This window comes from Streptomyces sp. NPDC058663 (assembly GCF_042716745.1).
GTDB lineage: Bacteria > Actinomycetota > Actinomycetes > Streptomycetales > Streptomycetaceae > Streptomyces.
Genome location: NZ_JBHXRV010000030.1, coordinates 69,236 through 93,053, shown reverse-complemented (window position 1 = coordinate 93,053; position 23,818 = coordinate 69,236). Strand labels below are relative to the sequence as shown.

General features: G+C 72.2%; 14 protein-coding genes. 7 read left to right on the top strand and 7 right to left on the bottom strand.

The window, feature by feature from the left end; translation table 11 throughout:
- Positions 1-119 precede the first annotated feature (119 nt).
- A complete protein-coding gene (locus tag ACFWVV_RS22390) occupies positions 120-281 on the bottom strand; it encodes a DUF5670 family protein (protein ID WP_384359063.1) in 162 nt (53 codons plus the stop codon).
- Between the two features lie 240 nt (positions 282-521).
- Between ACFWVV_RS22390 and ACFWVV_RS22385 the strand changes: the two genes are divergently transcribed.
- Positions 522-695, top strand: a complete 174-nt coding sequence (locus ACFWVV_RS22385) for a CsbD family protein (protein WP_384359065.1) — start codon at positions 522-524, stop codon at positions 693-695.
- Between the two features lie 102 nt (positions 696-797).
- On the opposite strand, the gene ACFWVV_RS22380 is transcribed toward ACFWVV_RS22385, so the two are convergent.
- Positions 798-1,931 carry an AI-2E family transporter gene (locus ACFWVV_RS22380; RefSeq protein WP_384354307.1) on the bottom strand — a complete coding sequence of 378 codons (1,134 nt, stop codon included), beginning with the start codon at positions 1,929-1,931 and terminating at the stop codon, positions 798-800.
- Between the two features lie 222 nt (positions 1,932-2,153).
- On the opposite strand from ACFWVV_RS22380, the gene ACFWVV_RS22375 reads away from it, so the two are divergent.
- Complete coding sequence (locus ACFWVV_RS22375) at positions 2,154-2,627, top strand: winged helix-turn-helix domain-containing protein (RefSeq protein ID WP_384354309.1); 474 nt, start codon at positions 2,154-2,156, stop codon at positions 2,625-2,627.
- Between the two features lie 143 nt (positions 2,628-2,770).
- Here ACFWVV_RS22375 and ACFWVV_RS22370 read toward each other — a convergent pair whose 3' ends face one another.
- The 5 genes from ACFWVV_RS22370 to ACFWVV_RS22350 all read right to left on the bottom strand — a co-directional run bounded on the left by ACFWVV_RS22370 (position 2,771) and on the right by ACFWVV_RS22350 (position 6,579).
- Positions 2,771-3,067 (bottom strand): hypothetical protein, encoded by a 297-nt coding sequence (locus tag ACFWVV_RS22370; RefSeq protein WP_384354311.1) that lies wholly within the window; start codon positions 3,065-3,067, stop codon positions 2,771-2,773.
- Positions 3,064-3,636 (bottom strand): RNA polymerase sigma factor, encoded by a 573-nt coding sequence (locus ACFWVV_RS22365; RefSeq protein WP_384354313.1) that lies wholly within the window; start codon positions 3,634-3,636, stop codon positions 3,064-3,066. The genes ACFWVV_RS22370 and ACFWVV_RS22365 overlap by 4 nt, the downstream gene beginning before the upstream one ends.
- Before the next feature lie 445 nt (positions 3,637-4,081).
- Positions 4,082-4,864: an ABC transporter permease gene (locus tag ACFWVV_RS22360; protein WP_384354315.1), complete on the bottom strand. Its 783-nt coding sequence runs from the start codon at positions 4,862-4,864 to the stop codon at positions 4,082-4,084.
- Positions 4,864-5,835: an ATP-binding cassette domain-containing protein gene (locus tag ACFWVV_RS22355; RefSeq protein WP_384354317.1), complete on the bottom strand. Its 972-nt coding sequence runs from the start codon at positions 5,833-5,835 to the stop codon at positions 4,864-4,866. The genes ACFWVV_RS22360 and ACFWVV_RS22355 overlap by 1 nt, the downstream gene beginning before the upstream one ends.
- 123 nt (positions 5,836-5,958) lie before the next feature.
- A complete protein-coding gene (locus ACFWVV_RS22350; RefSeq protein ID WP_384354319.1) occupies positions 5,959-6,579 on the bottom strand; it encodes a PadR family transcriptional regulator in 621 nt (206 codons plus the stop codon).
- 166 nt (positions 6,580-6,745) lie between these two features.
- Between ACFWVV_RS22350 and ACFWVV_RS22345 the strand changes: the two genes are divergently transcribed.
- From ACFWVV_RS22345 to ACFWVV_RS22325, 5 genes are all read left to right on the top strand, one after another.
- A complete protein-coding gene (locus ACFWVV_RS22345; protein WP_384354321.1) occupies positions 6,746-7,024 on the top strand; it encodes a polyprenyl synthetase in 279 nt (92 codons plus the stop codon).
- The gene (locus ACFWVV_RS22340) at positions 7,014-8,093 is read left to right on the top strand and encodes a polyprenyl synthetase family protein (protein WP_384354323.1); all 1,080 of its coding nucleotides are present in this window, start codon (positions 7,014-7,016) and stop codon (positions 8,091-8,093) included. Before ACFWVV_RS22345 ends, ACFWVV_RS22340 begins: the two co-directional genes overlap by 11 nt.
- A 167-nt stretch (positions 8,094-8,260) precedes the next feature.
- Entirely contained in the window at positions 8,261-9,436 is a 1,176-nt protein-coding gene (locus ACFWVV_RS22335; RefSeq protein WP_384354325.1) for an oxygenase MpaB family protein, read from the top strand.
- A 127-nt stretch (positions 9,437-9,563) separates the two neighbouring features.
- On the top strand, positions 9,564-13,685 hold the full coding sequence (locus tag ACFWVV_RS22330) for an amino acid adenylation domain-containing protein (protein ID WP_384354327.1): 4,122 nt from the start codon (positions 9,564-9,566) through the stop codon (positions 13,683-13,685).
- Complete coding sequence (locus ACFWVV_RS22325; protein WP_384354329.1) at positions 13,682-23,644, top strand: amino acid adenylation domain-containing protein; 9,963 nt, start codon at positions 13,682-13,684, stop codon at positions 23,642-23,644. The genes ACFWVV_RS22330 and ACFWVV_RS22325 overlap by 4 nt, the downstream gene beginning before the upstream one ends.
- Positions 23,645-23,818 lie beyond the last annotated feature (174 nt).

The following is a 23,818-nucleotide window of genomic DNA, read 5'->3' as shown; positions in this document are numbered from 1 at the left end:
GGGGGTGGGTCGCGGGCCGGGGGGGCGGCGCCCGGCGGGGGGGGGGGGGGGGGGGGCGCCCCGGGGGGTGGGGCCTGGCCGGGTCCCCCGCCGTCGGCAGCTCCGTTCAGCTGCGTCTTTTACCAGCGGTACCAGCGGGCGTTCCCGCCCTTGGGCCTGGCGAGGAATCCGATCAGCCACAGCACGAGCACGATGATCGCGATCCACCACAGGGCCTCGACGGCGAATCCCGCGCCGAAGAGGATCAGTACGAGCAGAAGGACGAGAAGCAGGGGAACCATGGTCATCAACCTCCGAGCCACCGATTGCCCGGTCCGGTACCCCGTACACCTGTCGTTGGGCCCGTTTACCGGAGGAACTTCGGGAAAGCGCATTCCGTCGGTCTTTTGCTTCTCACACCAGCATACGAAAGTTTTTGCAATTCGCTGTTTTAGATCTTCCATCGGGGACAAGCGACGGACTGAGGGCAGCGAAGCCCCCGTCGAAGCCCCAAAGAGAACGAATTCAGGGAGTTGATTGTGATGGCAGCGGACGAAAAGGCACAGGCCACGGCCGAGCAGGCCAAGGGCAAGGCCAAGGAGACGGCCGGCCGGGTCACGGGCAACGAGCGCCTGAAGGCCGAAGGCCGCGGCGAGCAGACCAAGGGCGACGCCCGGAAGGCCAAGGAGAAGGCCAAGGACGCGCTCAAGGACTGAGGACGTTCCGCACGTCTCGCGGATCGACCGCGCGCATGTATCAGCCTGCCGGTGGGCCGGCCCCGCTTCCCCGGGGCCGGCCCACCGGCATTGAGGCCTCCGTCAGACCGCCCCGTGGCCCGGGGCCGCGATTCCGTCGTTTTCCGGCGCGCCCGCGGTGTCCGCCGGCACCTCCGCCTCGCCCAGCCGGGAGCGGATGTGCGCCCAGATCACCGCGGCCAGCGCGGCCGCCGGTACGGCGAGCAGGCTGCCGACCACCCCGGCGAGATTTCCGCCGAGTACCACCACCATCAGCACCACCGCCGCGTGCAGCCCGAGCCCACGGCTCTGGATCATCGGCTGGAAGACGTTGCCCTCCAGCTGCTGCACCACGACGATGATGGCGAGCACGATCAGCGCGTCCGTCGGGCCGTTGGACACCCACGCGATGAGCACCGCGACGAAGCCGGCGAAGAAGGCACCCACGATCGGCACGAACGCGGAGACGAATGTCAGCACCGCCAGCGGCAGCACCAGGGGCACCCCGAGCACCCACAGACCGATGCCGATGAAGACCGCGTCGAGCAGGCCGACGAGCGCCTGGGAGCGGACGAAGGTGCCCAGCGTGGCCCAGCAGCTCTCGGCCACGGCCGGGACGTCGGTGGCGAGGCGGCCGGGCAGCTGCCGGGCGAGCCACGGCAGGAAGCGCGGGCCGTCCTTCAGGAAGAAGAACATCAGGAAGAGCGCCAGCACCGCGGTGACCAGGCCGTTCACCACCGTGCTCACGCCCGTGCCGAAGGCGGTGACCATGGTGCCGGCACTGTTCTGGATGCGCTCGACCGCCGAGTCGAAGGCGCTGCTGATCTGGTCGTCGCCGATGTTCAGTGGCGGCCCGGCGGCCCACTCGCGCAGCTGCTGGAGGCCCGAGACCACTCCGTCGGCCAACTGCCCCGACTGGGAAGCGACCGGTACCGCGATCAGCGCCACGGTGCCGAGGAAGACCAGCAGGAAGAGCACGGTCACCAGGGAAGCGGCCAGGGCGGGCCGCCAGCCGCGCCCGCGCAGGAGCCGCGCCAGCGGCCAGGTCAGCGTGGTGAGGAGCAGGGCAACGACAACCGGCCACACCACCGACCACATCCGGCCTACAAGCCAGAGGGCCACCGCGGCCATCACCAGCACCAGTAGTACGTCGACAGATATGCGTGCGGACCGCCGGAGTGCGGCCTCGGATTTCACAGAACTCAACATGTCGGACATTCTGTCAGGCGCAACTCCCGAGGTCCGCCATCGAGTTGTCCGCCGGACCGCGACGCGGCCCGTGACGCTCACCCTTCCGCGGCCGCGTTCCGGCGGCTGCCGCTCGGTCGCCGGGCGTTGACCCGGTTCGGTGACTGTGCAAAAAGGTGCGTCAACAGTCGACTCCCCGCGCGGACTGCCTCGTTGAATCGAGTGACCGTTCGTACACCGAAGGAGATCGTGTTGAGCCGTACGAGCAGCAAGCGCAAGCAGAAGGGCCGCAAGCACCGTCGGGTGAACCGGACTCCCCGTCCCGTGACCCCCGCCGACCGGCGCACCGACCGCACAGCCCGCAAGCCGCTGGCCGAGCGGAGTCCCGTCGTCGCCGCACGGCCGCCGGCGGACGCCGCGGGAACCACCGCCGAGGCCGCCCTGCCGCCCGTCGACGGGTTGAGCCGGCACGCGCAGCGCACGTTGGACTGTCTGCGCGACGGCAGGGATCAGGGGGCCACGACGGAGGCCCTCAGTGAGGCGGTCGGCTTCACGGCGCGCACCGTCGCCAAGCATCTGGACGGACTGTCCCGCTGCGGGCTGGCCGAACAGCGAGCGGACGGCCGGTGGTCCGCCACGGGCCCGGACGCCGGTGCCGCGCCGCAGGAGTCCCCCCTCCCCGTGCAGAGCCGGGGTGCCGGCGCGACAGCGGTGAGTGCCCCGTAGCGCAGGTGTGCCCCGCAGCGACGTGAACGGCCCCGCTGCCGCCGGAAACGGTGGCGGCGGGGCCATGTCAGTGGTGTGCCCCGGCGGGCAGGACGGCCGGAGCGCCAGGCAGCGCCCCGGTCAGGGCGCGGGTGCTGCCCTCGTCAGGGCGCGGGTGCCGCCCTGGTCAAGGTGCACGCGCCGTCCTTGCAGGCACGCTCCAGGCGGCCTCGGGAGACGGTCTGGGCGAGGCCGATCAGCCAGCAGGTCGGGCATCCTCTGAAGGCCACAAGTCCCAGAGGCGCGGCCAGCAAGGTGACGGGGCCCGCGACGGGCACCAGGGCGATCGACCCGATGATCAGCCCGAAGCCGAGCAGCCCGCGCACCAGGTGCCTCGGGACGGAGGCACTGGCGAAGTCGGGGGCCGAGCGGTCCGGTTTGTCGACGTCGGCGGTCTTCATGACCGGCCCTCTCCTTCGGTTGCTTCCTCGCCGGCCGCCAGCACCTGACGCAGGGCGGCTCGTGCCCGGTGGAGTCTCGACTTCATGGCCGGGTTGCTCAGACCGAGCGACCTGGCGACGTAATGGCCCGGGTATCCCTGTACGTCTCTCATGATCAGCACCTGCCGCTGGTCGCGGGGCAGGCTGCCGACGGCGACGGCGACCCGCTCGGCGTCCAGGCGCCGCAGGGCCGACTTCTCCGCGGAGGGCACTGGCTCACCGTCGGCCTCCTCGGCGGGGGACGTCGAGGAGGCGAGCAACCGCAGCTGGCGCAGGCATTCGTTGCGCACGATGCGGTACATCCAGGAGGCGAGCGCCCCGGAGGCACGGAGCGTGCCGATCTTCCGGTAGAGGATGATCATCGCTTCCTGGGCGGCGTCCTCGGCATCCTGCGGTGTCGCGCACAGCGAACGCGCGAACCGGCGCACGTGGGGCTGCGATTCCATGACCACGGTGGTCAGCGAGGGGATGTCGCCGTCCTGGGCCGCCCTGATCAGCCGGTCGTCCGGCCAGCGGTGACTGCGGTTCATGTGCCCCACCCGTGTCCGAAGGTCTGCCGCGGTGAGCGGCGCGCGTCAGCCACGGCTGCGGCTCCTGCGCTTCAGCAGCGTCACGGTACAGAGGCAGATCAGCAGGCCGGCGGCCACGGCGATGATCACCGTCATCATGGTGTGTTCCTCCCACATCCACCGGCCCGGGCGGCCGGTACGGGTACGAGAGGCGGCGGTGGGCGAAAAGGATTCATCTCTCGGCCGCCGGGACTGGCCGGGCCCGGCGGCCGGCTCTGGGTACGGCTGCTCGACGTGCCGCGTGCACCGGCCTCGCACGGTGGGTGCGCGGACAGCGAACTCGTTCTGGACAGCGACGCCCCGTCCCTCGGCGCGCATGGCCGCCACCCGCTGACCGGCCACGCCACAGGTGCCGCTGCGTCCGCGTGGAACCGCTGCCTCGGGGCAGTGGCTCCACGCGGGCGTGCTAGTGGCTGAGACGGGCGAACCGGCGGACCGCCAGGGGGAAGAAGACCGCGATCAGCAGGACGGGCCAGGCCACCGCCAGCAGCCCGGCGTGTTCGGCGGCCCAGGAGGTCGCCGCCCCCGTCTGGTTGCCGAACAGCTCGCGCACCGCCGTCGCCGTCGCCGACAGCGGGTTCCACTCCACGGCCGCCCCCAGCCAGGCCGGCATGGATTCGGGCACCGCGAAGGCGTTGGACAGGAAGCCCAGCGGCCAGACCAGGATCTGCACCGCCTGCACCAGTTCCGGCTTGCCCGCCACCATCGCCAGCTGGATGCCGAGCCACAGCATCGCGAACCGCAGCAGGAGCAGCAGCCCCACGGCTGCCAGGAAGGCCGCCGGGCCGCCGTGCCAGCGCCAGCCGACCGCGTATCCCACTGCGATCATCACGGCCAGGCCGACTGCGGACTGGAGCATGTCCGCGACGCTCCGGCCGACCAGCACCGCGCCCGACGTCATCGGCATGGAGCGGAAGCGGTCGACGACTCCCCTGTTCAGGTCCTGGGTGACCGCGAGCATCGTCGCGTCGAGCCCGAAGACCATGGTCAGCGCGAGCATGCCCGGGACGAGGAAGTCGACGTACTCCCCCGCCAGGCCCTTTCCACCGCCCATCAGGAAGCCGAACATCAGCAGCAGCATCACGGGGAAGACCAGGCCCACCACCACCTGGACCGGCTGCCGTGCCCAGTGGGCGAGTTCGCGGCGGGTGAGGGTCCAGGAGTCGGACAGCGCGTAACCTGCGGACATCACACGTCCTCCTTCGTCCGGGCCTTCGTCGCCGCGGTCGCGTCCTGCGCCGGACCGTTCGTCAGATGCAGGAAGACCTCGTCCAGCGTCGGCCTGCGCACCGCGATGTCCTCGGCCACGATCCCGGCCCCGGCCAGCGCCTGGACGACCGTGGTGAGGGCCGCCATGCGGTCGACCACCGGTGCGCTCACCAGTCGCCGGTCCTCGTCCACCGAGGCGCCGGAGCCCAGCAGGGCCGCGGCGGTGGAGAGCTGGGACCTGTCGTGCAGGACGATGTCGATGCGGTCGCCGCCGACCTTCGCCTTGAGCTCGTCCGCCGAGCCCTCGGCGATGACTCCCCCGCCGTCGATGACCGCGATGCGGTCGGCCAGCTGATCGGCCTCCTCCAGGTACTGGGTGGTCAGCAGAACGGTGGTGCCTCCCCCGACGAGCGAGCGCACCGCTCCCCACACCTCGGCCCTGCCGCGGGGGTCGAGCCCTGTGGTCGGTTCGTCCAGGAACAGCACGTCCGGATCGGTGAGGAGCGAGGCGGCGAGGTCAAGCCGCCGGCGCATGCCTCCGCTGTACTGCTTGACCGCCTTGCGGCCGGTGTCCGCGAGGCCGAACCTGGCGAGCAGTTCGTCGGCCCGCGCCCCGGCCCCGCGGGCCCCCAGGTGGTAGAGCCTGCCGAACATCTCCAGGTTCTGCCGGCCGCTCAGCTCCTCGTCCAGCGCGGCGTGCTGGCCCAGCAGCCCGATCCGCCGCCGCACCTGCGCGGGCTCCTTGCGCACGTCGTACCCGGCGACCCGCACCCGGCCCTCGTCCGCGCGCAGCAGGGTGGTCATGATGCGTACGGCGGTGGTCTTGCCCGCCCCGTTGGGCCCGAGCACCCCGAACACCGCGCCGGCCCGCACGGTCAGGTCGAGACCGTCCAGGGCGACCTTGCTCCCGTAGCGCTTGCGTACTCCTTCGACGACCAACGCGTCGGTCAATGCAGCCCCTCCACCCCAATTAGTCAAACTTGACTACGACCGCGAAGGTACACCGTTCTTCGACGCTAGTCAAACTTGATTAGCGTGAGCCGCCCGAGCGCCGGGCCCCCTGCGCCCGGGGACTCAGCTGTCCGCGTACGGGTTCACCTGGCCATCGGCGAGCACCCCCACGAAGGGTTCACCGCCCTCGCCCGCGAAGGAGTACGCTCCGCCCTTGATCCGCTCGATGAGCCCCTGCGTCCACTCGGCGCCCGCGTCAGCCGAGTGCACCCACATGTGCATGATCTCGCCGATGTGACCCAGGGATTCGGGGCCGCTCTCGGGCGTGTAGTGCTCGGTGACGGCCCGCCGCCAGGCCTGGAGGCCGCGCACCCGCTCCTCCAGCAGGGCGACCGCTTCGTCCCGCTCCAGGTCGACGATGAACCCCAGGGCGGCCGAGAGCATGTCCGTCTTCTGGTCGTACGCGGTCAGGGACGCGCGCAGCAGCTCGAGGAACTCCTCCGTGCCGTCCGGCGTGATCTCGTACTCGACCCTGGGCGGCCCGCCAACCGCACTCGGCGCGACCTCGTGCGCGAACAGCAGGCCCTGCTTGGCCAGTTGCTTCAGCGCGTGGTAGATCGACCCCGGCTTGGCATTGGACCACTCGTGGGCACCCCAGTACTCCAGGTCGTTGCGGACCTGATAGCCGTGCGCCCGACCGTGCTGCCGCACGGCCCCCAGCACCAGCAGCCGGATTGCCGACATCCGCACACCTCGTTTCCCGCCCAGCCCCGTCTAGTCAACTTTGACCAGGTTAGTACGCGCCAGCGAAGTGATCACTCGTTGGTGAGTTCGCCTGCTGCCACCGCGGTCGCGGCCCGACGCTGGGCCGAGCGGTGCGCGACCGGTGCGCCACGGGTTGAGGGTGGACATGACGCGGAACACGGAAGACCAGGCGGGCCCGGACGGCCACGTGGTGCTGCTGGCGGTCGGGCTGGCGGACCTCGCCGTGCGCACGGCGGGCTCGGCGCTCGGGGCCGCGCGCGGGCTGATGCGGCGTTCGGACGCCGCCGCGCTCGCGACGGAGGCCGAGCGGGACCTGATGGCGCGCGGACGCCTCGTACTCGACAGGTACGCGGCCGCACCGCCCGCGTACCTGGAGACGCTCGCCCAGCAGTCGCTGGCCAGGCGGGCCGTCGATGACCGCTGAGATGTGGGAGGCGGCCGGCTTCCGGGCGCGCGTCGACGAGGTGCTCCGCGGATTCGTCCTGCGGGAGAGCGACCTGCTGGCGGAGATCGACCCCGCGCTGGGGCCGGTGGCCCAGGAGCTCGAAGAGGCCGCCGCGACCGGCAAACGGCTGCGCGCGGCGTTCTGCTACTGGGGCTGGCGGGCGGCGGGGCAGCCGGACAGCGACGCCCTGCTGCGGGCGGCCGCCGCCATGGAACTGGTGCACGCTGCCGCGGTCGTGCACGACGATCTGATCGACGACAGCCCCCTGCGCCACAGCCGGCCCACCGCGCACATGGCGCTGCGCGCCGCCGTGGCACAGCATCCCCGGCCCGGTGCGGCGGCCCGGTCCCTGGCCATGCTGGTCGGGGACCTGTTGATGTCGCTCGCCGGGCAGCTGTTCGTGACCAGCGGACTGCCGGCCGCCTATCTGGGCCGGGCCCGCCCCCTCTGGGCGGCGCTCGCCCGGGAGCTGGTGGCGGGCGAGTGCCTGGAGATCCTGCACACCGGAGCCGAACCCGATACGGCGGCCTCGCTGAAGGTCGTCCGGTACAAGACCGCCAAGTACACGGTGGAGCAGCCCCTGTTGATCGGGGGCGCGCTCGCCGGGGCGAGTGAGCGGCTGCGCGAGGGATTCTCGGCGTACGGGCTGCCGTTGGGCGAGGCGTTCCAGCTGCGGGACGATCTCCTCGGCCTGTTCGGTGATCCGGCGCTCACCGGGAAGGCCGACGTCGACGACGTGCACGGCCGACGGCCCACCGTCCTGCTCGCGGAGACCTGGCGGCTGGCCGGGGAGGAGGAGCGCGGGCTGCTGGGGGAGCTGTTCGGCGGAAAGTGCCGGGACAGCGGGGACGGCCTGGAGGGCCGGGGCGGGTCGGCGGAGGCGGTGCGGGAAGTGATGCGCCGACTGCGGGCGCCGGAGCGCGTCGAGGAGTTGATCGCGGTACGCGTGGAGGAGTCGCTGCGCGCGCTCGACGAGCTCAGCATGCCCCCGGCGGCGGCCGGGGCGCTCACCGCACTGGCGCACTCGGCGGCGGTCCGCAGGTCTTGAGAGTCCGCACGCGCAGCACCGCACGCACGGCCGACACAGCAAGTACCGCCCGTACGGACGCCAACCACGAGTTCCGCCCGCACGGCCGACACCACGGGCACCGCCCGCACCGGAACATCCGGAATCACCGGAATCACCGAAGACTTCACTGGAGAAGGAGTACCGCCATGAGCCGGACCGAGGCCTCCATGGACGCACTGCGGCAGGCAGGCGACGAACTCGCCGATGCCACGGTCGCCACACTCTTCGAGCGCGGGGAGGTGGGCAAGTTCAACGCCCTGATGCGGTACGTCTCCACCGTCGGCACGCCCCTGCCCGACGGTCTGCCGGACGTGGCCCGGGAGTACTTGCAAGCCACGAGTGTGCCCCCGGACTGGGTGGACTGGGAGGAAATGGAGAGGGCCCGGCTCTTCTTCATCGACAACAACGTGCACATCTCGACCGCGCTCTCCTTCGCCTCCATGCCCGCCTGTTACGTCGTCCCGCACGTGGCGAAGCTGCTGTCGGCGTCGCACGGGCTGAACTACCCCTCCAAGCGGATGGCGGAGACCGGCCAGTTCACGGTCTACCTGATGCAGCCGGATGCCTTCGAGGCGGGCAGCCGCTTCATTCCGGCCGCGCAGAAGGTCCGGCTGCTGCACGCCTCCATCAGGCATCACCTCCGCCGCGAGGACCGCTGGGACGCGGATTCGCTGGGGGTGCCGATCTGTCAGGAGGACATGATCGGCGGGCAGATGTTCTTCTCCCTGCTCGTCCTGGACAGCCTGCACCGGCTGGGCATCCACATGTCTACCGAGGGGGCGGAGGCCTACTACTACGCCTGGCGCGTGGTGGGCGCCATGCTCGGCGTCGACCAGACTGCGGTGCCCCGGGACCTCCAGGACGCCCGCCGCTTCCTCGACCTGTACATGCTCCGGCACATGGGGCCGTCCGCGGAGGGCGTGCAGCTCACCCGGCAGCTCATCGACCTCTACGAGGAAGTCGTGCCCGGCACCGTGCTGGATCCGATCGTCTCCGCCCTCATCCGCCACCTCGTCGGCGACACCTGCGCGGAGTGGCTGGAAGTGCCCCGCACCCCGTTCGACACCGTCGTCAAGGCCGTCCCCCACCTGCTCGGGGTCCTGGAGACGATCGAGGACCACTCCCCCTTCGGCGCCTGGGCCCTGGACCGCCTCGGCCACCTCGTGTCGGTCTTCGAGTTGTCCTCACTGACGCGGGGGCGCGTCATGCACTACGCCATCCCCGAGGAGCTGAAGAAGGACTACGGGGTGTCGTCCGCACCGTCCCGCACCCGTCGCTGGACCCCGCCCGCACCCACGGGCGGGGCTCACGCCGGGCAGTGACGGGGACTGTTGACAGGATCGCAAGCGTTGATCATGATCCGGTGGAAGGCCGGACCGGTCGACGGTGTGGCTATCGCTTCGCGTTCGTACGGCCGACGGCGGCTCCCGCTACGTAGAAGAGTTGGCCTTGACCGCGAACCCGAAGTCCCGCCCTTCCCTGTCCGAAATCCGGCGCCGTCCCGCCGCGGGCCCTGCCGGGAGCCCCGTCGCACCGCTGTCCTGCGCACAGCGGCGGCTGTGGTTCCTGGCCCAGATCCAGGGCGCGGGCGAGGCCTGCCACCTGCCCCTGGCCGTGGAGCTGCGCGGGGAGCTCGACAGGTCGGCACTGGGCCGTGCGCTCGACATGCTGGTCGCCCGGCACGAGGTGCTGCGCACCCGGCTGGTCGTGGCGGATGGTGCACCCCGCCGCGAGATCGACCCGGCGGGGACGGGCTTCCCGCTTCCGGTGCGCGACCTGACGGCACACCCGGAGGCCGAGAAACAACTCGCGGTGTTGGAAAGAGGGTTCGCCGAGGCGCCTTTCGACCTGGCGGCGGACCCGCCGCTACGGGGCTGTCTGGTGGCGCTCGCCGAGGACCGTCACGTACTGCTCCTGACGCTGCACGAGGTGGCGGCGGACGCGCGCTCGCTGGAGGTGCTGCGGCGGGAACTCGGCGCGCTGTACGCCTCCTTCAGCCCGCCGGCCGTCCGGCCGGACGGCACGCACCCTGACGGTTCGGCCGCAGTGCCCGCGCTTGCCCGCCAGTACTCCGACTACGTCACGGAGCAGCGGCGTTGGCTGGACGAGGGCGTCGCAGCCGACTCCTCACGCGCCTACTGGCAGCAGGCACTCGCCGGGGTGCCCGAGCTGCTGGAACTGCCGACCGACCGGCCGCGACCCGCCGAGCAGGACTACCGGGGCGGGCAGGTACCCGTTCGCTTCGATCCCGAACTCGGCTCGGCGCTGGTGGAGTTCGCCGACCGGCATCACTGCTCCGTCTCCGAGGCCGTGCTCGCGGGCTGGGCCGTGGTGCTGTCGCGGCACTCCGGGCAGGAGGAGGTGGTGGTCGGGTCGCCCTCCGCCGGCCGTGCACGCGGCCCGTGGGACGCTCTGATCGGACACTTCACCCACACGTCGGCACTGCGCGTGGACCTCTCCGGCGAACCGACCGTCGCCGAGCTGGTCGGACGGGTGCGGAGAGTGACGCTTTGTGCCAAGGAACACGCGGAGCTCCCTTTCGAGGAAGTCCTCGCCCTGGTCAGACCGCCCCTGTCCCTGGCGCGCACCCCGCTGTTCCAGGTGATGTTCGCCTGGCGTGACACCGAGGAGGAAGGCGGCTGGGAGCTGCCGGGCCTGGAACTGACGGAACGTCACATACCCTATGCGCCAGCAAAGTTCGACCTCACGCTGACTCTGGGGATGCGACAGGGGTGTATCACCGGAACCCTGGGCTTCGCCGCGGCATTGTTCGACGCGACGACCGCCGAGCGGTACGTGCGGCACCTGCGCCAGGTGCTGAGCGAGATGGCCGGCTCCCCCGGCCGGCTCGCCCGGGAGCTTTCGCTCCTTGACCCGCAGGAGCGCCAGGAGGTGGTGTCAGGGTTCAACGGCACCGCACGGGCAGGCAACGGGGCCGGTCTGGTCGAACGCTTCGAGGACCAGGTACGCGCGCGCCCCGAGCAGATCGCGGTGGTGCACCGGGGCGAGCAGCTCGACTACGCCACCCTGAACCTGCGCGCCGACCGGCTGGCGCGCGCCCTGGTCTCCCGGGGTGTGGGCACCGACCGGGTGATCGCTCTCCACACGGACCTCTCCGTGGACATGCTGGTCGGCATTCTGGGTGTGCTCAAGGCGGGCGGGGCGTACCTCCCACTGGATCCCGCACTGCCCGCGGAGCGGCTGGCGGACATGGTGGCGGATTCCGGTGCGGCCCTGGTGCTGAGCAACTGCGCCGCATCTCAGGACGGCTGGCTGTCGCTGGAAGACCTGGAGGCCGAGAGCGCGGCCCGGGGCCCGGCGGCTCCGGAAACCGCCCCGATGCCCAAACCCGCGCCGCTGGCCGAAACCGCCGTGCCTCCGGAAGCCGCCGCGCCTGCGGGAGTCCCCCTCCCCGGGGCTGCCGCCCGGCCTCAGGATCTGGCGTACGTGATCTACACCTCGGGTTCGACCGGCCGGCCGAAGGGGGTGGCCGCCACCCACCGCGGCATCCTCAACCTCCTCGACCACTGGCTGGCGGAATTCGGCGCGACGCCTGGGCTGCCGTCCGCGATGTGGCCCTCGTTCTCCTTCGACGCCTCGGTCCAGGAGCTCCTGCTGCCCCTGACCACCGGCGGCGTGCTGCATCTCGTACCGCACGATGTGCGCAGTGATCCCGAGGCGCTGATGGGGTGGCTGGCCGAGCACCGGATCGTGGACGTGCTGCTGCCGCCCGCGTTCGTCAAGTGGATCTGCGAGGCGCCCGAGGAGCGGCTGCGCGGGCTGGCGCTGCGGTGTGTGCGCACCGGGCTGCAGCCGCTGCCCGAGGAGAGCCTGTACCGGATGGAGCAGGCGCTGCCGGGGCTGCGTGTGCTCAACGGTTACGGGCCGACCGAGACCGCCCTCTACTGCACCGCCTACCTGCGGCCGCGGCCGCTCGCCCGGCAGGCCCCGATCGGCAGACCGGTGACAAACATGAGGACCTACGTCCTTGACGAGCGGCGTGAGCCCGTGGCGGTCGGTGTGACGGGTGAGCTGTACATCGCGGGTGCGGGACTGGCACGCGGCTATCTGAACAGTCCGGAGCTGACCGCGGAGCGGTTCGTCCCCGATCCGTTCGTGCCCGGCGAGCGCATGTACCGCAGCGGCGATCTGGTGCGGTGGCTGACCGGCGGAGACCTGATGTACGTCGGGCGCGGCGACCACCAGATCAAGTTGCGCGGCTTCCGTGTCGAACTCGGTGAGATCGAGGCGGCGTTGCTCGACGAGCCGGGTGTGACCGGGGCGGCGGTGCTCGCCGACCATGACGCGAGCGGCGAGGCGTACCTCGTCGCGGCCGTCGCCGTCGGCGGGCCGGAGGCGAGTGGCGTCCCGCGTGCGGCCGCCCAGTGGCGGGCCGCGCTCGCCCGGCGGCTGCCGAGCCATATGATCCCGGCGTTCTTCGTCGAGTTGCCGAGTTTGCCGCAGACCTCCAACGGAAAGCTGGACCGCACTGCCGTGCTCGGCCTCTCCCGGGCCGCCCGCCCCGCCCAGGTCAACCAGGAAAGCCCGCGCGACCACATTGAGTTGACCCTGTATCAGATATGGCAGCGGTTGCTGCTGCACCCCGACATAGGCATTCGGGACAGCTTTTTCGACATCGGCGGAACGTCCCTCTCCGCGATCAAACTGGCCCATGCCGTGCGCGAGGAGTTCGGGCAGTCGCTGCCGGTCCGGGACCTGCTGCTGCACCCGACCATCGAGGAGCTCGGCGGACGGCTGCGCCGGGGTGCGGACGGTGCGCCGCCGAGCAACCTCCTGACCTTCCGGCCGGGTGACGGCCGTGCCACGGTCGTCTGCGTGCACCCGGCGGGCGGCACCGCCTTCTGCTATCTCTCGCTGGCCAAGGCACTGCCCGATGCGGTCGGCGTCCACGGCATCCAGTCGCCCGGGGTCAACCCCGGAGAGGCGTTCCTGCCCACGGTCGACGCCATGGCCGACTCGTACCTCGCTCTCCTCGGGCCGTTGCTCGCTTCCGGGGGGCCGGTGGTCCTCACAGGCCTTTCGTACGGTGGGCTGGTCGCGCACGAGATGGGGCGCCGACTGGCCGAGGCGGGCCGCGGAGGGCTGAGCGTGGTGCTCCTCGACACGCCGGGCACCGACGATCCGCAGGCGCGCACACAGGTCGTGCCCGCGGACATGGCGGAGTTCCGGGACAAGCTGATCAAGTTCAACGGCATGTATCCGGGCATCGACGACGCGCAGATCGAGCAGTACTTCCACCTCTACAACCACAACCGGATGACCACCGTCGGCCATGTGGCCGCCGCGACGAGGGCCAGGACCGTCCTGATGCAGGCGACCGAGGGCGCGACGCCGGAGGAACTGCGTCAGGTGCGCGACTTCTGGCAGCGGCGTACGGGCGGCGCCTGCGCCGTCGAGCCGGTGGCCTGCGGTCACTGGGACATGCTGGAGTCCGCGGAGCTGCCCCAGGTGGCAGCGCGCATCGTGGCCGAGCTGGGCACGCCGGACGGCACGGAGAGCAGACCGCCCGCCGCCGCGGACCGGTCGGCCGGAAAGGCGGCCGGGGCATGAGCGGCCTCTCCCCCACCCCCGGCACCCTCTCCGGCCTCGCCGCCTCCGTGCTCGACAGGGCCCGCCGCCACCCCTCGGCACCGGCTCTCGTGGACGGACCCCGCCGGCTCAGTTACGCGGAGCTGGACGCCGCCAGTGCGTCCGTGGCCGCAGGACTGCGCGCTTACGGCGTGCGCCCCGGCCAGGCCGTCGCCCTCTGCCTGCCGCGCTCCTGGCAACTGGTCTGCACGATGCTCGGCGTCCTGCGGGCGGGCGCCGTGGTGGTGCCGCTGGACGCCCAGAGCCCGCCGGACCGGCGCAGCCACATCCTGACCGACTCGTCGAGCAGGGTGGTGGTGCACGGGGAAGGCCGGGCGCCGTCGGCCTCAGAACTGCCGCACGGTGTCGGCGCGTTGAGTGCGCGGGAACTGCTGGCACACGACGGGACGGCAGCGCCGATCGCGCAGGGTTCCTTCGGTGCACCTGGTGCCTCCTTCCTCTTCTACACCTCCGGCAGCACCGGCCGTCCCAAGGGCGTCGAGGTGTTGGACGCCGGAATTCTGCGGCTCGCGCTGCCCGGATATCTGCCGGTGGCGGCCGATGGTGCGCGCTTCGCCTGCACGTCCAACCCGGCCTTCGACGCGCTGAGTTTCGAGGTCTGGGTTCCGCTGCTGACCGGCGGCTGCTGTGTGATCCTCGGCGACGACACGGTGCAGAAGCCCCAGGGGCTGGCGGACGCGCTGGAGCGGCTGGACATCGATGTCCTCTTCATCACCGCGGCGCTGTTCAACGCGGTGGTCGACAAGGTGCCGCACTGCTTCTCCGGCGTCGGCCAGGTGCTGGTGGGCGGCGAGCAGCTCAACGCGCGGCTGATCAGGCGGTGGTACCTGCACAACCGCGGCAGCTCCACCCAGTTGCACAACGTCTACGGACCGACCGAGGCCACCACGTTCGCGCTGTCCCACCCCGTCCCCCGGGAGTTCGACGGCGAGGTGGTCCCCATCGGCCGCCCGCTGCCCGGCACTCACGCGCTGGCGGTGGTCGACGGAAGCCGGATCGCCGAGCCCGGTGAGACGGCCGAACTCCTTCTGGCGGGGGACGCGCTGGCTGCTGGGTACCGGAACCTCCCCGAGGAGAGCGCGCGCCGGTTCGTGACCCTGCCGTGGTACGACGGCGGGGCCCGCCGCCACTACCGGACCGGTGACCTGGTGCACCGGGACGCCGAGGGCCGCTACTCCTACGTGGAGCGCGCCGACCGGCAGGTGAAGGTGCGCGGTTTCCGCATCGAGCCCGGTGAGCTGGAGCGCCGCATCGTCACCCATCCCGCGGTACGGCAGGCATACGTGTGCACCCGGCGCGACGCGCACGGCGTCAACGAGTTGCTGGCCCATCTGGTGCTGGGCGCTCCGCTGTCGTACGAGGACTTCGCGCGGCACGTGGCCGACGGGCTGCCCTCGTACATGCGCCCGCACCACACCTATCTGGTCGACGAGCTGCCGCTGAACGCGAACGGCAAGGTCGACAGGGACGCGCTGCTGAGCCGGACGGACGCGCCCTGGCGGGGCACGGAGGCGCACGGCGCCGAACAGGACGCGCCCGCCGCGCTCACGGACACACAGCGCGAGCTGCTGGTCCTCGCCGCGTCGGTCACGGGCGTGGAGGGCCTGCGGGTGTCGGACCGCTGGATCGCGGTCGGCGGCGATTCCCTCAAGGCCCTGCGGCTGCGTTTCGAAGTGCGGCGGATCTGGGGCGTCGAGCTGCCGCAGGGCCTCGTCCTGTCCTCGGACTTCGCAGGACTGGCCGGCGTGATCGGCGCGGGGCGCACACCGGGTGGCTCCACGGGCGGCAGCCCGTATCCGACACCGGCCGCCCCCGCCGGAGCCGTCTGGGGACCCGCCACGGCCGAACAGGAGCGGCTGTGGCTGCTCCAGCAGCAGGACCCCGGTTCCCTCGCCTACCAGGTGCCGCTGGCGTTCCGCGTGGCGGGCAGGGTCGACGTCCCCGCGCTGCGGCATGCCCTGTGCGGTCTGGTGGCCCGGCATCCGGCACTCCGTACCTCCTTCGAGGCCACACCCGGGGGGCTGCGTCAGGTGGTGGCCGCGCCGTACGACCCCTGGCACGAGCCCGCCGCCGGGGCGGCCCGGGGCGGGGCGCGCGACGACATCGCCACCGCCCCGCTCTTCACCGACCCCTTCGACCTCTCGCGGCCGGAACTCCTCCGGGCGTGCTGGGTGCCCCGGCAGAACGGGCAGTGCTCGCCCGGCGTCCAGGACGGGCAGGACGGGCAGGACGGTGGCGAACTGCTGCTGTCGCTGCACCACATCGCGGTCGACGGCTGGTCGCTGAACGTCCTGTTCGGCGAACTGTCGGCCGACTACACCGCGGCCGTGGGAGCACGGGATCCACGGGCGCAGGAGACTCCCTCCGAAGCGCCGGCCGCGCCGACCCCTCTCGACTTCGCCGCCTGGCAGAGCGAGTGGTTCCCGCACGAGGCCTACCGCGACAGGCGTGCCCAACTCCGTGCCCTGCACGCGGAATGGGAGGCGTCCGACACGACCGCACGCCACCCCTCGGGCCCGCTGGAGCCGGTCCGTACCACCGCGGAGCTGACGGGACCCGCCGGACAGCTGCTGCACACGGTACTGACCCCGGACCACCGCGCCGGCCTCGACCGGCTGTGCGGCGACCTCGGGCTCACCCGCTTCCAGATCCTCCAGGGCCTGTACGCCTGGAGTCTGTACGGGGTCACCGGTCGCACCCGGCTGCGCATGGCGGGGCCGGTGGCCAATCGGCCGGTGCGGGAGTTCGAGTCCGGGGTGGGCATGTTCGCCAACACCGTGCTGCTGCCCGTCGAGGTGGCGGCGGACGAGCCGCTGCTCACGCAGGTGCGGCGGATCGGCGCACGGGCCAGGGCCGTCCTGGACTGCCAGGACGTGACACTGGCGGATGCTCTCGTCGACGCCGGTGGCAGTGCCGAGCACACGCCGTTCGACTTCCTGTTCGTCCTGGAGAACACGGACTTCGGTGCGCTGGCGCTGCCGGGCTGCCGGATACGGCCGCGCTGGCTGCGACCGGCGGCCGCCAAGTGTCCGCTGACCCTGTCCGTGATCGCGCACGGCGGGTCCACGGACGCCCCTGCCCCGCATGCCATCGGTGGCCCGGCCGGGGGACTCGACTGCTTGTGGGAGTACGACGCCCGGTACTTCGACGCCGCCGAGGTGGCGGCGATGGCCGAGCTGTTCCGCGCGGGTCTGGACCGCCTGACGCACCCCCGGGAGGCCGATGGCTCCCCCGGGCCTGCCGACACCCTCGCCGGTCTCGTCACCGCGTACCGGAGCCGACTGCCCGAGCCGGGCCGCGCGGACCCGGTGCCCCTGTCCTTCTCGACGGTGGCCGAGGGCTTCGCCCGGCAGGTGCACCGCTCCCCCGGCGCGCCCGCCCTGGTGTCCGGTGACAGCAGCCTCACGTACGGGCAACTCGATTACCAGGCAGCCAGGTTGGCCGGTGAACTCGCCCGGGAGTTTTCCCTGCCCGGCCCGGACGACGGGAGTCCGGCCTGTGTGGCGCTCCATCTGCCGCCCTCGGTCGAGCACGTCGTGGCGCTCCTCGCGCTGGCCCGGCTCCAGCTGACCGCGGTACCGCTCGACCCCTCCTACCCTCCTGCCCTGCTGCGGCAGGTCCTCGACGCGGTCCGGCCGCTCTGCGTCCTGGTGCCGCCCGGCGCGGGCGGCGACGGGGACGGTGGTCCAGATCGCCTCGCGGACATTGCCGGGGACTCGCTGCCGCGGCGTCCCGTCGTCCTGGCTGCGGACACGACGGGCGACGGCGCCGTGCTTCCCGCGCCGGTGCCACGCGCCCGGGCCAGGCCGCTGTACACACTCTTCACCTCGGGTTCCACCGGAGTGCCCAAGGGTGTGCAGGTGCCCGACAGCACCCTGTGCAACCTGATCCAATGGCAGCAGGATGCGGGGGGCCTGGGCCGTCCCGCCGTCACCCAGCAGTTCTCGATGCTGTCCTTCGACGTCTCCTTCCAGGAGATCTTCAGCACGCTGTGCGGCGGCGGCAGCCTCCATCTGGTTCGTCCGCAGTGGCGGCAGGACGCGCCGGCACTGCTTGAGCAGCTCGAATCGGCGGGCGTCGAACGTCTCTTCCTGCCGTACGTGGCCCTGCAACTGCTCGCCGAGCACGGCGTGCGCCTCGGGCGTTTCCCGTCCCGGCTGCGCGAAGTGGTCACGGCCGGCGAGCAGTTGCTGTGTACCGACGCGATCACCCGCTGGTTCTCGGGGATGCCCGGCGCCCGGCTGTTCAACCACTACGGGCCGACCGAGACCCATGTGGTCAGCAGCCTGTGTCTGGAGGGCGACCCGGCCCGCTGGCCGCAGCGTCCGGCCATCGGCAGCCCCGTGGCGGGGGCCTGGCTGCGTGTCGTCGACGACGCCGGCCTGCCGCTGCCGCCGGGGCGCCCCGGGCACCTCCTCATCGGCGGCGCCATGGCCGCGCCCTGCTACCTGGACGACCCCGCCCTCGACGCAGCACGCTTCGTCACCCTGCCGGGGCAGGGCACCTTCTACCGCAGCGGCGACCTGGCGCATTTCGACCAGGACGGCCTCCTGCACTACCGGGGCCGCGACGACCAGCAGATCAAACTGAGCGGCCACCGCCTCGAACTGGGCCAGATCGAGGCCGCCCTGCTCCAGCACGAACAGATCGTCAACGCGGTGGTCGTACGGGAGGAGAAGGAGCAGGGCGGAACGGCGCAGGAGCGCTCGCGCGCGCGGCTCGTCGCCTGCGTGCAGCTGCGTGACGGCGCCCGGGCGCCGGACCACGAGGAGCTGGTCCGGCATCTGGCGCCGCTGCTCCCCCCGTACGTGCGGATCGACCGCTTCCGCGTGCTGGCACGGCTGCCCCTCACGCCGAGCGGCAAACTGGACCGGCGGAGCGCGCTCGACGCGCCGGGCGAGGAGCTCCGCTCGCGAGCAGACGCCGACGTTTCTGTGCGGCCGGTGCTGTCGGCGCGCGAGGCCCGGCTCACGGAGCTGTTCGAGGCGGTGCTGGGGCTGCCCGTGGGGCCGGACGAGCGCTTCTTCGATGCGGGTGCGACCAGCCTCGGCCTGATGCGATTCCATCTGCGCTGTACGGCGGAGCCTGACCTGAAGTTCTCCATACCGGACCTCTTCGAGCACGTGACCGTCCGCCGTCTCGCGGCCTACCTGGACCAACAACACATTGCGGGAAGCGCCGTGAGTGACGAGCCGTCATGTCCCGCAGCCGGCGCTCCGGACGTGACCGGCGCTGAGCCGATCGCCGTGGTCGGCATGGCGGTTCGGGTCCCCGGTGCCGATGATCTGGCCGCCTTCTGGGAGCTGGTACGCACCGGGGGCAGCGGCGTGGAGCACTTCGACGCGGCCGAGGGGCTGGTCGGGGCGCGCAGTCAGATGTCGGGGCTGCTGTCGTTCGACCCGGAGCACTTCGGCATCAGCCGGCAGGAGGCCCGTCTGATGGACCCGCAGCAGCGCCACCTGCTGATGAGCTGCGTCCAGGCGCTGGCCCACGCAGGGATCGCACCGCAGGAAGGACAGGAGGAGAGAGGGGAGAGTGACGAGCCTCGCGGACGGCAGAGGACTCGGCGCGGGCCGATCGGACTCGTGGCGGGCTGTGGCGAGAACACGTACTTCCAGTCCCTGCTGCGGGAGGGGGATCCCGAGCGGCTCCCCGACGGATTCCAGCTGGCTCTGCACCACGAGAAGGACTTCCTCACCACCAAGGTCGCCTATCACCTCGGCCTCTCCGGGCCCGCGTTCACCCTCCAGGCCGCCTGTGCGAGTTCGCTGGTGGCGGTCCATGTGGCGGCGGGGCTGCTGCGGCAGGGCGACGCGGAGGTGATGCTGGCGGGCGGAGTGCTCGTCGACACGCTGCTGACGGACGGCTATCCGCACCGCAGCGGGCACATCTTCTCCGCGGACGGACACTGCCGCGGGTTCAGCGACGACGCGAGCGGAACCATCGGGGCGAGCGGGGTGGGCGTGGTCGTTCTCAAGCCGCTGCGTCTCGCCCGGCGGGACGGCGACACCGTGTACGCGGTGCTCAGCGGCTCCGCCGTGAACAACGACGGTTCCGCCAAACTCAGTTACAGCGCGCCCTCGCTGCCCGGTCAGCGCGAGGTGATCCGGGCCGCACTGCGCCGCAGCGGCCGTACCGGCGCCGACCTGGGATACGTGGAGGCGCACGGCACCGGCACCCCGCTGGGCGACCCGGTCGAGGTCGGGGCACTGCGCCAGGCATTCGGCCCGGCCGGGGCGGATCGCTGTGCGCTGGCCTCGGTCAAGAGCCAGATCGGCCACCTGGGAGCGGCTGCGGGGATCGTCGGCCTCGTACGGGCCGTGCTGGCGGTCCACCACGGCGTGATCCCACCTCAAGTGGGCTTCCGCAGGCTCAACCCGCAGATCGGTAGGGACGCGGCCCCGTTCTCCATACCGACCGTGGCGGCACCCTGGCCGTCCGGCAGGCCGCGGGTGGCCGCGGTGAGCAGTTTCGGTATCGGCGGGACCAACGCGCACGCGATAGTGGAGGAGGCCCCGGGCGTACCGCCGGAGGGTGGCGGCGCGTGGGCCGCGCCCGAGCCGCACAAAAGCCGGTCGACCGCCCAGTCCCGCTGTCTGCTGCTCTCCAGCAGCAGCCCGCGGGCGCTGCGCGAGGATGCCGCGCGCATCGCCGACCACCTTGAAGCCAGTCCCGGCACGTACGACCAGGTGTTGCGCCATCTGCGGGCCGGGCGGCCGTCACACCGTTGGCGGGTGGCCGTGGTCTGCGACGACGCTTCGGCGGCGGTGACCTGGCTGCGCACGGTCGCGGAGGGTGGCACACAGCCCGCCGACGCGGCAGGAGGCGCAGAGGCCGGCATGCCCCTGATCGCGGAGAGCGGCACCCAGCGGGCCGGCGCGTCGGCGCTCGCGACCGGCTCCGGAGCGGACGGCGATGAGGTCTCGGCCTGGCTCGCGGGCCGTGCGGTCGACCGGGGGACGGGCCCGGCGCAGGCCCCCTGGGACTTCCCGCCTCCCGCCTTCGCCCTGGCCGAGTACGACTTCGAGCGTGGCGCCCCGCGCGACGGCGAGGCCCTGGACGGTGCATGGCCCGAGCGGGTCGAGGAGTCCCGGTGGCTGCACCAGCCGCACTGGGTACGGCTGAGCCGCGCCACCACCCGCGCCGTACCGCGTGCGGGTGCGCTGCTGGTGGCGGTGACGGCCGAGCCGCTGCCGCCCGGGGCGCTGCTGTCGTTCGAGGCGGTGTACGACCGGGTGGTTCAGGCGGTGGCCGCCGACGGTTTCGGGCGGCTGGGCGAAGACCTGTACGCGGTGGACCCGGCCGATCCCGGCTCGCTGCGACTGCTGCTCGACGCCCTGCTGCCCGCGACGGGCGAGGGCGGGACGGGCGAGGGCGGGACGGGCGAAGGCGGGACGGGCGGCGGAAGTGTCGACTGGCTGCACGCGTTGCCGCTCGCCGCCCGGGGTCCGGTCGACGCGGCCGCTCTCGCGCGGGCGCGGTGGGCCTGCCTGGACGCCCCGGCCGCTCTGCTGCGGGCGGCGGCCGGTTTCCCCGGCTTCTTGCGCCTGCGGCCCTGGTGGCTTTCCTACGGTGCTCAGCCGGTCGAAGGTCCGGTATTGCGGCCGGAGTTGGGGCTGCTGGCGGGAGCGGCAGCGGTGGCGGGCCAGGAGTGCGAGGTCGACGGCCGGTGGCTCGATCTGCCGGACGGCGAACTGTCCCGGTGGTCCCCCCTGGTGGCGGGACTGCTCGCCGGGGCAGTGCCGGACGGGGAGGGCGGATCGTCGGAGACTGCTGGGACGCTGGGCGGGACTCCCGCGCCGGAGCGCCGGATCGCGCTCCGGCAGGGGTATTGGTGGCGTCAGGCGTTGCTGCCGGTGTCCGGTTCCGGGGAGGCCGGGCCGTCTCCGCTGCTGCCCGTCGAGGCGTCCCCGTCCACCCGGCTGCCGCCTGAGCGGCCACTGTCCGCGCTGCCGCCCGGCGGAGTGCCCGGCGCCCGGGCGACGTACGTGATCCTCGGCGGTACCGGCGGCATCGGCCGGGCACTCGCGGCGCACCTGCTCACGGAGGTGGACTGCCGGGTCGTGCTGGTGGCACGGCACGCCCGCCTGCCGCAGGACCTGGATGCCTGGTCGGACCGGGTCAATCTGGTCGAGGCCGATCTGGCTACGGCCACCGCGGAGACCGTACTGGCCCGGCTGGAGGGCTGCGCGCCGCGGATCGACGGGGTGGTGCACGCAGTGGGCGTGGCGGGCGGCGGCCTGCTGGTCCGGCGTGACGCCGCCGCGATGACCGCGACGACGGCTGCCAAACTGCACGGCGCCCTGCTGGTCGAGCAGCTGATCACGCGTCACCGGCCGGCCTTCGCGGTGTACTGCTCGTCGATGTCCGCGCTGTTCGGAGGCGTCGGCCAGTTCGACTACGCCGCCGCGAACGGACTGCTCGACGGTTTCGCCCGGTACTCCCCGGCGGCGGACGAGTCCACGGTGCGGCTCTCCATCGGCTGGGACATCTGGCGCGAGGGAGGCATGGCGGAGCGCGCCCTGCACACGGACGCCCGCCACCAGGCCCATCTGTCGGTCGGTCTGACGGCGGCGGAGGGACAGCGGTTGTTCGCCCGGGCCCTGCGGCTCCCCCTGCCCCACCTCATGGTGTCGGCAACGGCCGTCGACCGGGCTCCCGTCTTCTACGCGGCTCCGGCGCCGCAGGCCGCGTCCGCCTCCGCACACACCCCCGTCCCGAGCACCTCCGCCGGTTCCGCACCCGGCACCGGTGCCGACCCGGCCGCCAGGCTTCTGAACTGGCTGTGCCAGTGGCTGGGGCTCGCCCCGGCGGAGCTCGACCCCGAGGTCAGCCTGTACGACTACGGCGCCGACTCCCTGACCATGATCGATCTCATCACCAAGGTCGAGGACGAGTACGGAATCAGCATCGAGCTCGCCCACCTCAGCCATCGCGTGAGCCTCAACGAAATCCTTGCGCGGGCATGGCGTCCGCCGGTCGTCGCCCCGGACCGCCCGGCACCCCTGGAGTCCGGTGCCCGGGGCGGGAAGCCCCCGGGGTCCCAGGACCGGTCCGGTGAGCCTTCGGGGTCCCGGGGCAACCGGGTTGGAGAGTCCGCGGAGGGCCAGGACCGGGTCGTGCTGGAAGTGTGGCAGGAGGGCTCCGGGGACGATCTGGTGTGCCTGGTGCATCCGGTCGGCGGGGACATCCAGGCCTATCGGAGCCTGGTGTCGGCCCTGGACCCCGCGTTGACGGTCTGCCTGATCGCCGATCCCGCACTGCGGGGCGACGGCACCCAGGAGCCCTCGTCCGGTGGGGCCCGGTCCCTGGCCGGTCGCGCCGGCCGGTACCGCGCGGCACTTCAGGAGCGCTTCCCGCACGGCCCGTGGCGGTGGCAGCTGGCCGGCTGGTCGTTCGGCGCCTGGGTGGCGCACGCCATGGCCGCCGAGGCCGAGGCGGCGGGCCGCCCGGCCGAGGGGCTCCATCTGCTGGACCCGCCGCCGCCGGACGCGGCGCCGCGCTTCCTCTCGTACGACGAGGAGGGAATCGAGGCGGTCTTCCTGCAGGAGCTGGCACACGGCGGCGGACAGAACGGGGCGGGGACGGCCCAGGCGCAGAGTCCCGCGGTGCGCGCGTACGCCGAACGGCTCGCACGCTGTTGCCGGGCGAACCTCGCGGCCATGTCCCGGCACTCCCCGCCGCAACTGGCGGACACGCCGACGCACCTGTGGCTGGCGAACCGGCCGGTGGAGGGCTTCCCCGGTCTCGGCTCCCCCGACGGTCAACTCGTGCAGTGGAAGGCAGTGCTGACGCTCGTCGAAGGCGCGGAGGTGCTCGACACCACGCACTACGGCATCGTCCGTCCGCCGCACACGGCCCGGATGGCGGACGCCATCGGGGCGGCAGTGGCCCGCGCTCACCGGACGCCGTCCTCCTGAGGCGGTCCGACTGACCGAAGCACTTGCACGGACATGTGGAGGGGGCCCCCGGTGGGCGGCCCCCTCCACCTCTGCCGTACCACCCGGCCGCCCACGCGGAAGTACCACTTGGCCTGAAAGAAGTACCCGGTGCGCTGAGCCCGTGGGCCCTCGCTCCTTCGGGGGGAGTCGTTT

Coding starts and splice junctions, on each gene's coding strand:
- ACFWVV_RS22390 (WP_384359063.1), bottom strand. CDS start 281: ATGGTTCCCCTGCTTCTCGTCCTTCTGCTCGTACTGATCCTCTTCGGC.
- ACFWVV_RS22385 (WP_384359065.1), top strand. CDS start 522: ATGGCAGCGGACGAAAAGGCACAGGCCACGGCCGAGCAGGCCAAGGGC.
- ACFWVV_RS22380 (WP_384354307.1), bottom strand. CDS start 1,931: ATGTCCGACATGTTGAGTTCTGTGAAATCCGAGGCCGCACTCCGGCGG.
- ACFWVV_RS22370 (WP_384354311.1), bottom strand. CDS start 3,067: ATGAAGACCGCCGACGTCGACAAACCGGACCGCTCGGCCCCCGACTTC.
- ACFWVV_RS22365 (WP_384354313.1), bottom strand. CDS start 3,636: ATGAACCGCAGTCACCGCTGGCCGGACGACCGGCTGATCAGGGCGGCC.
- ACFWVV_RS22360 (WP_384354315.1), bottom strand. CDS start 4,864: ATGTCCGCAGGTTACGCGCTGTCCGACTCCTGGACCCTCACCCGCCGC.
- ACFWVV_RS22350 (WP_384354319.1), bottom strand. CDS start 6,579: ATGTCGGCAATCCGGCTGCTGGTGCTGGGGGCCGTGCGGCAGCACGGT.
- ACFWVV_RS22345 (WP_384354321.1), top strand. CDS start 6,746: ATGACGCGGAACACGGAAGACCAGGCGGGCCCGGACGGCCACGTGGTG.
- ACFWVV_RS22340 (WP_384354323.1), top strand. CDS start 7,014: ATGACCGCTGAGATGTGGGAGGCGGCCGGCTTCCGGGCGCGCGTCGAC.
- ACFWVV_RS22335 (WP_384354325.1), top strand. CDS start 8,261: ATGAGCCGGACCGAGGCCTCCATGGACGCACTGCGGCAGGCAGGCGAC.
- ACFWVV_RS22325 (WP_384354329.1), top strand. CDS start 13,682: ATGAGCGGCCTCTCCCCCACCCCCGGCACCCTCTCCGGCCTCGCCGCC.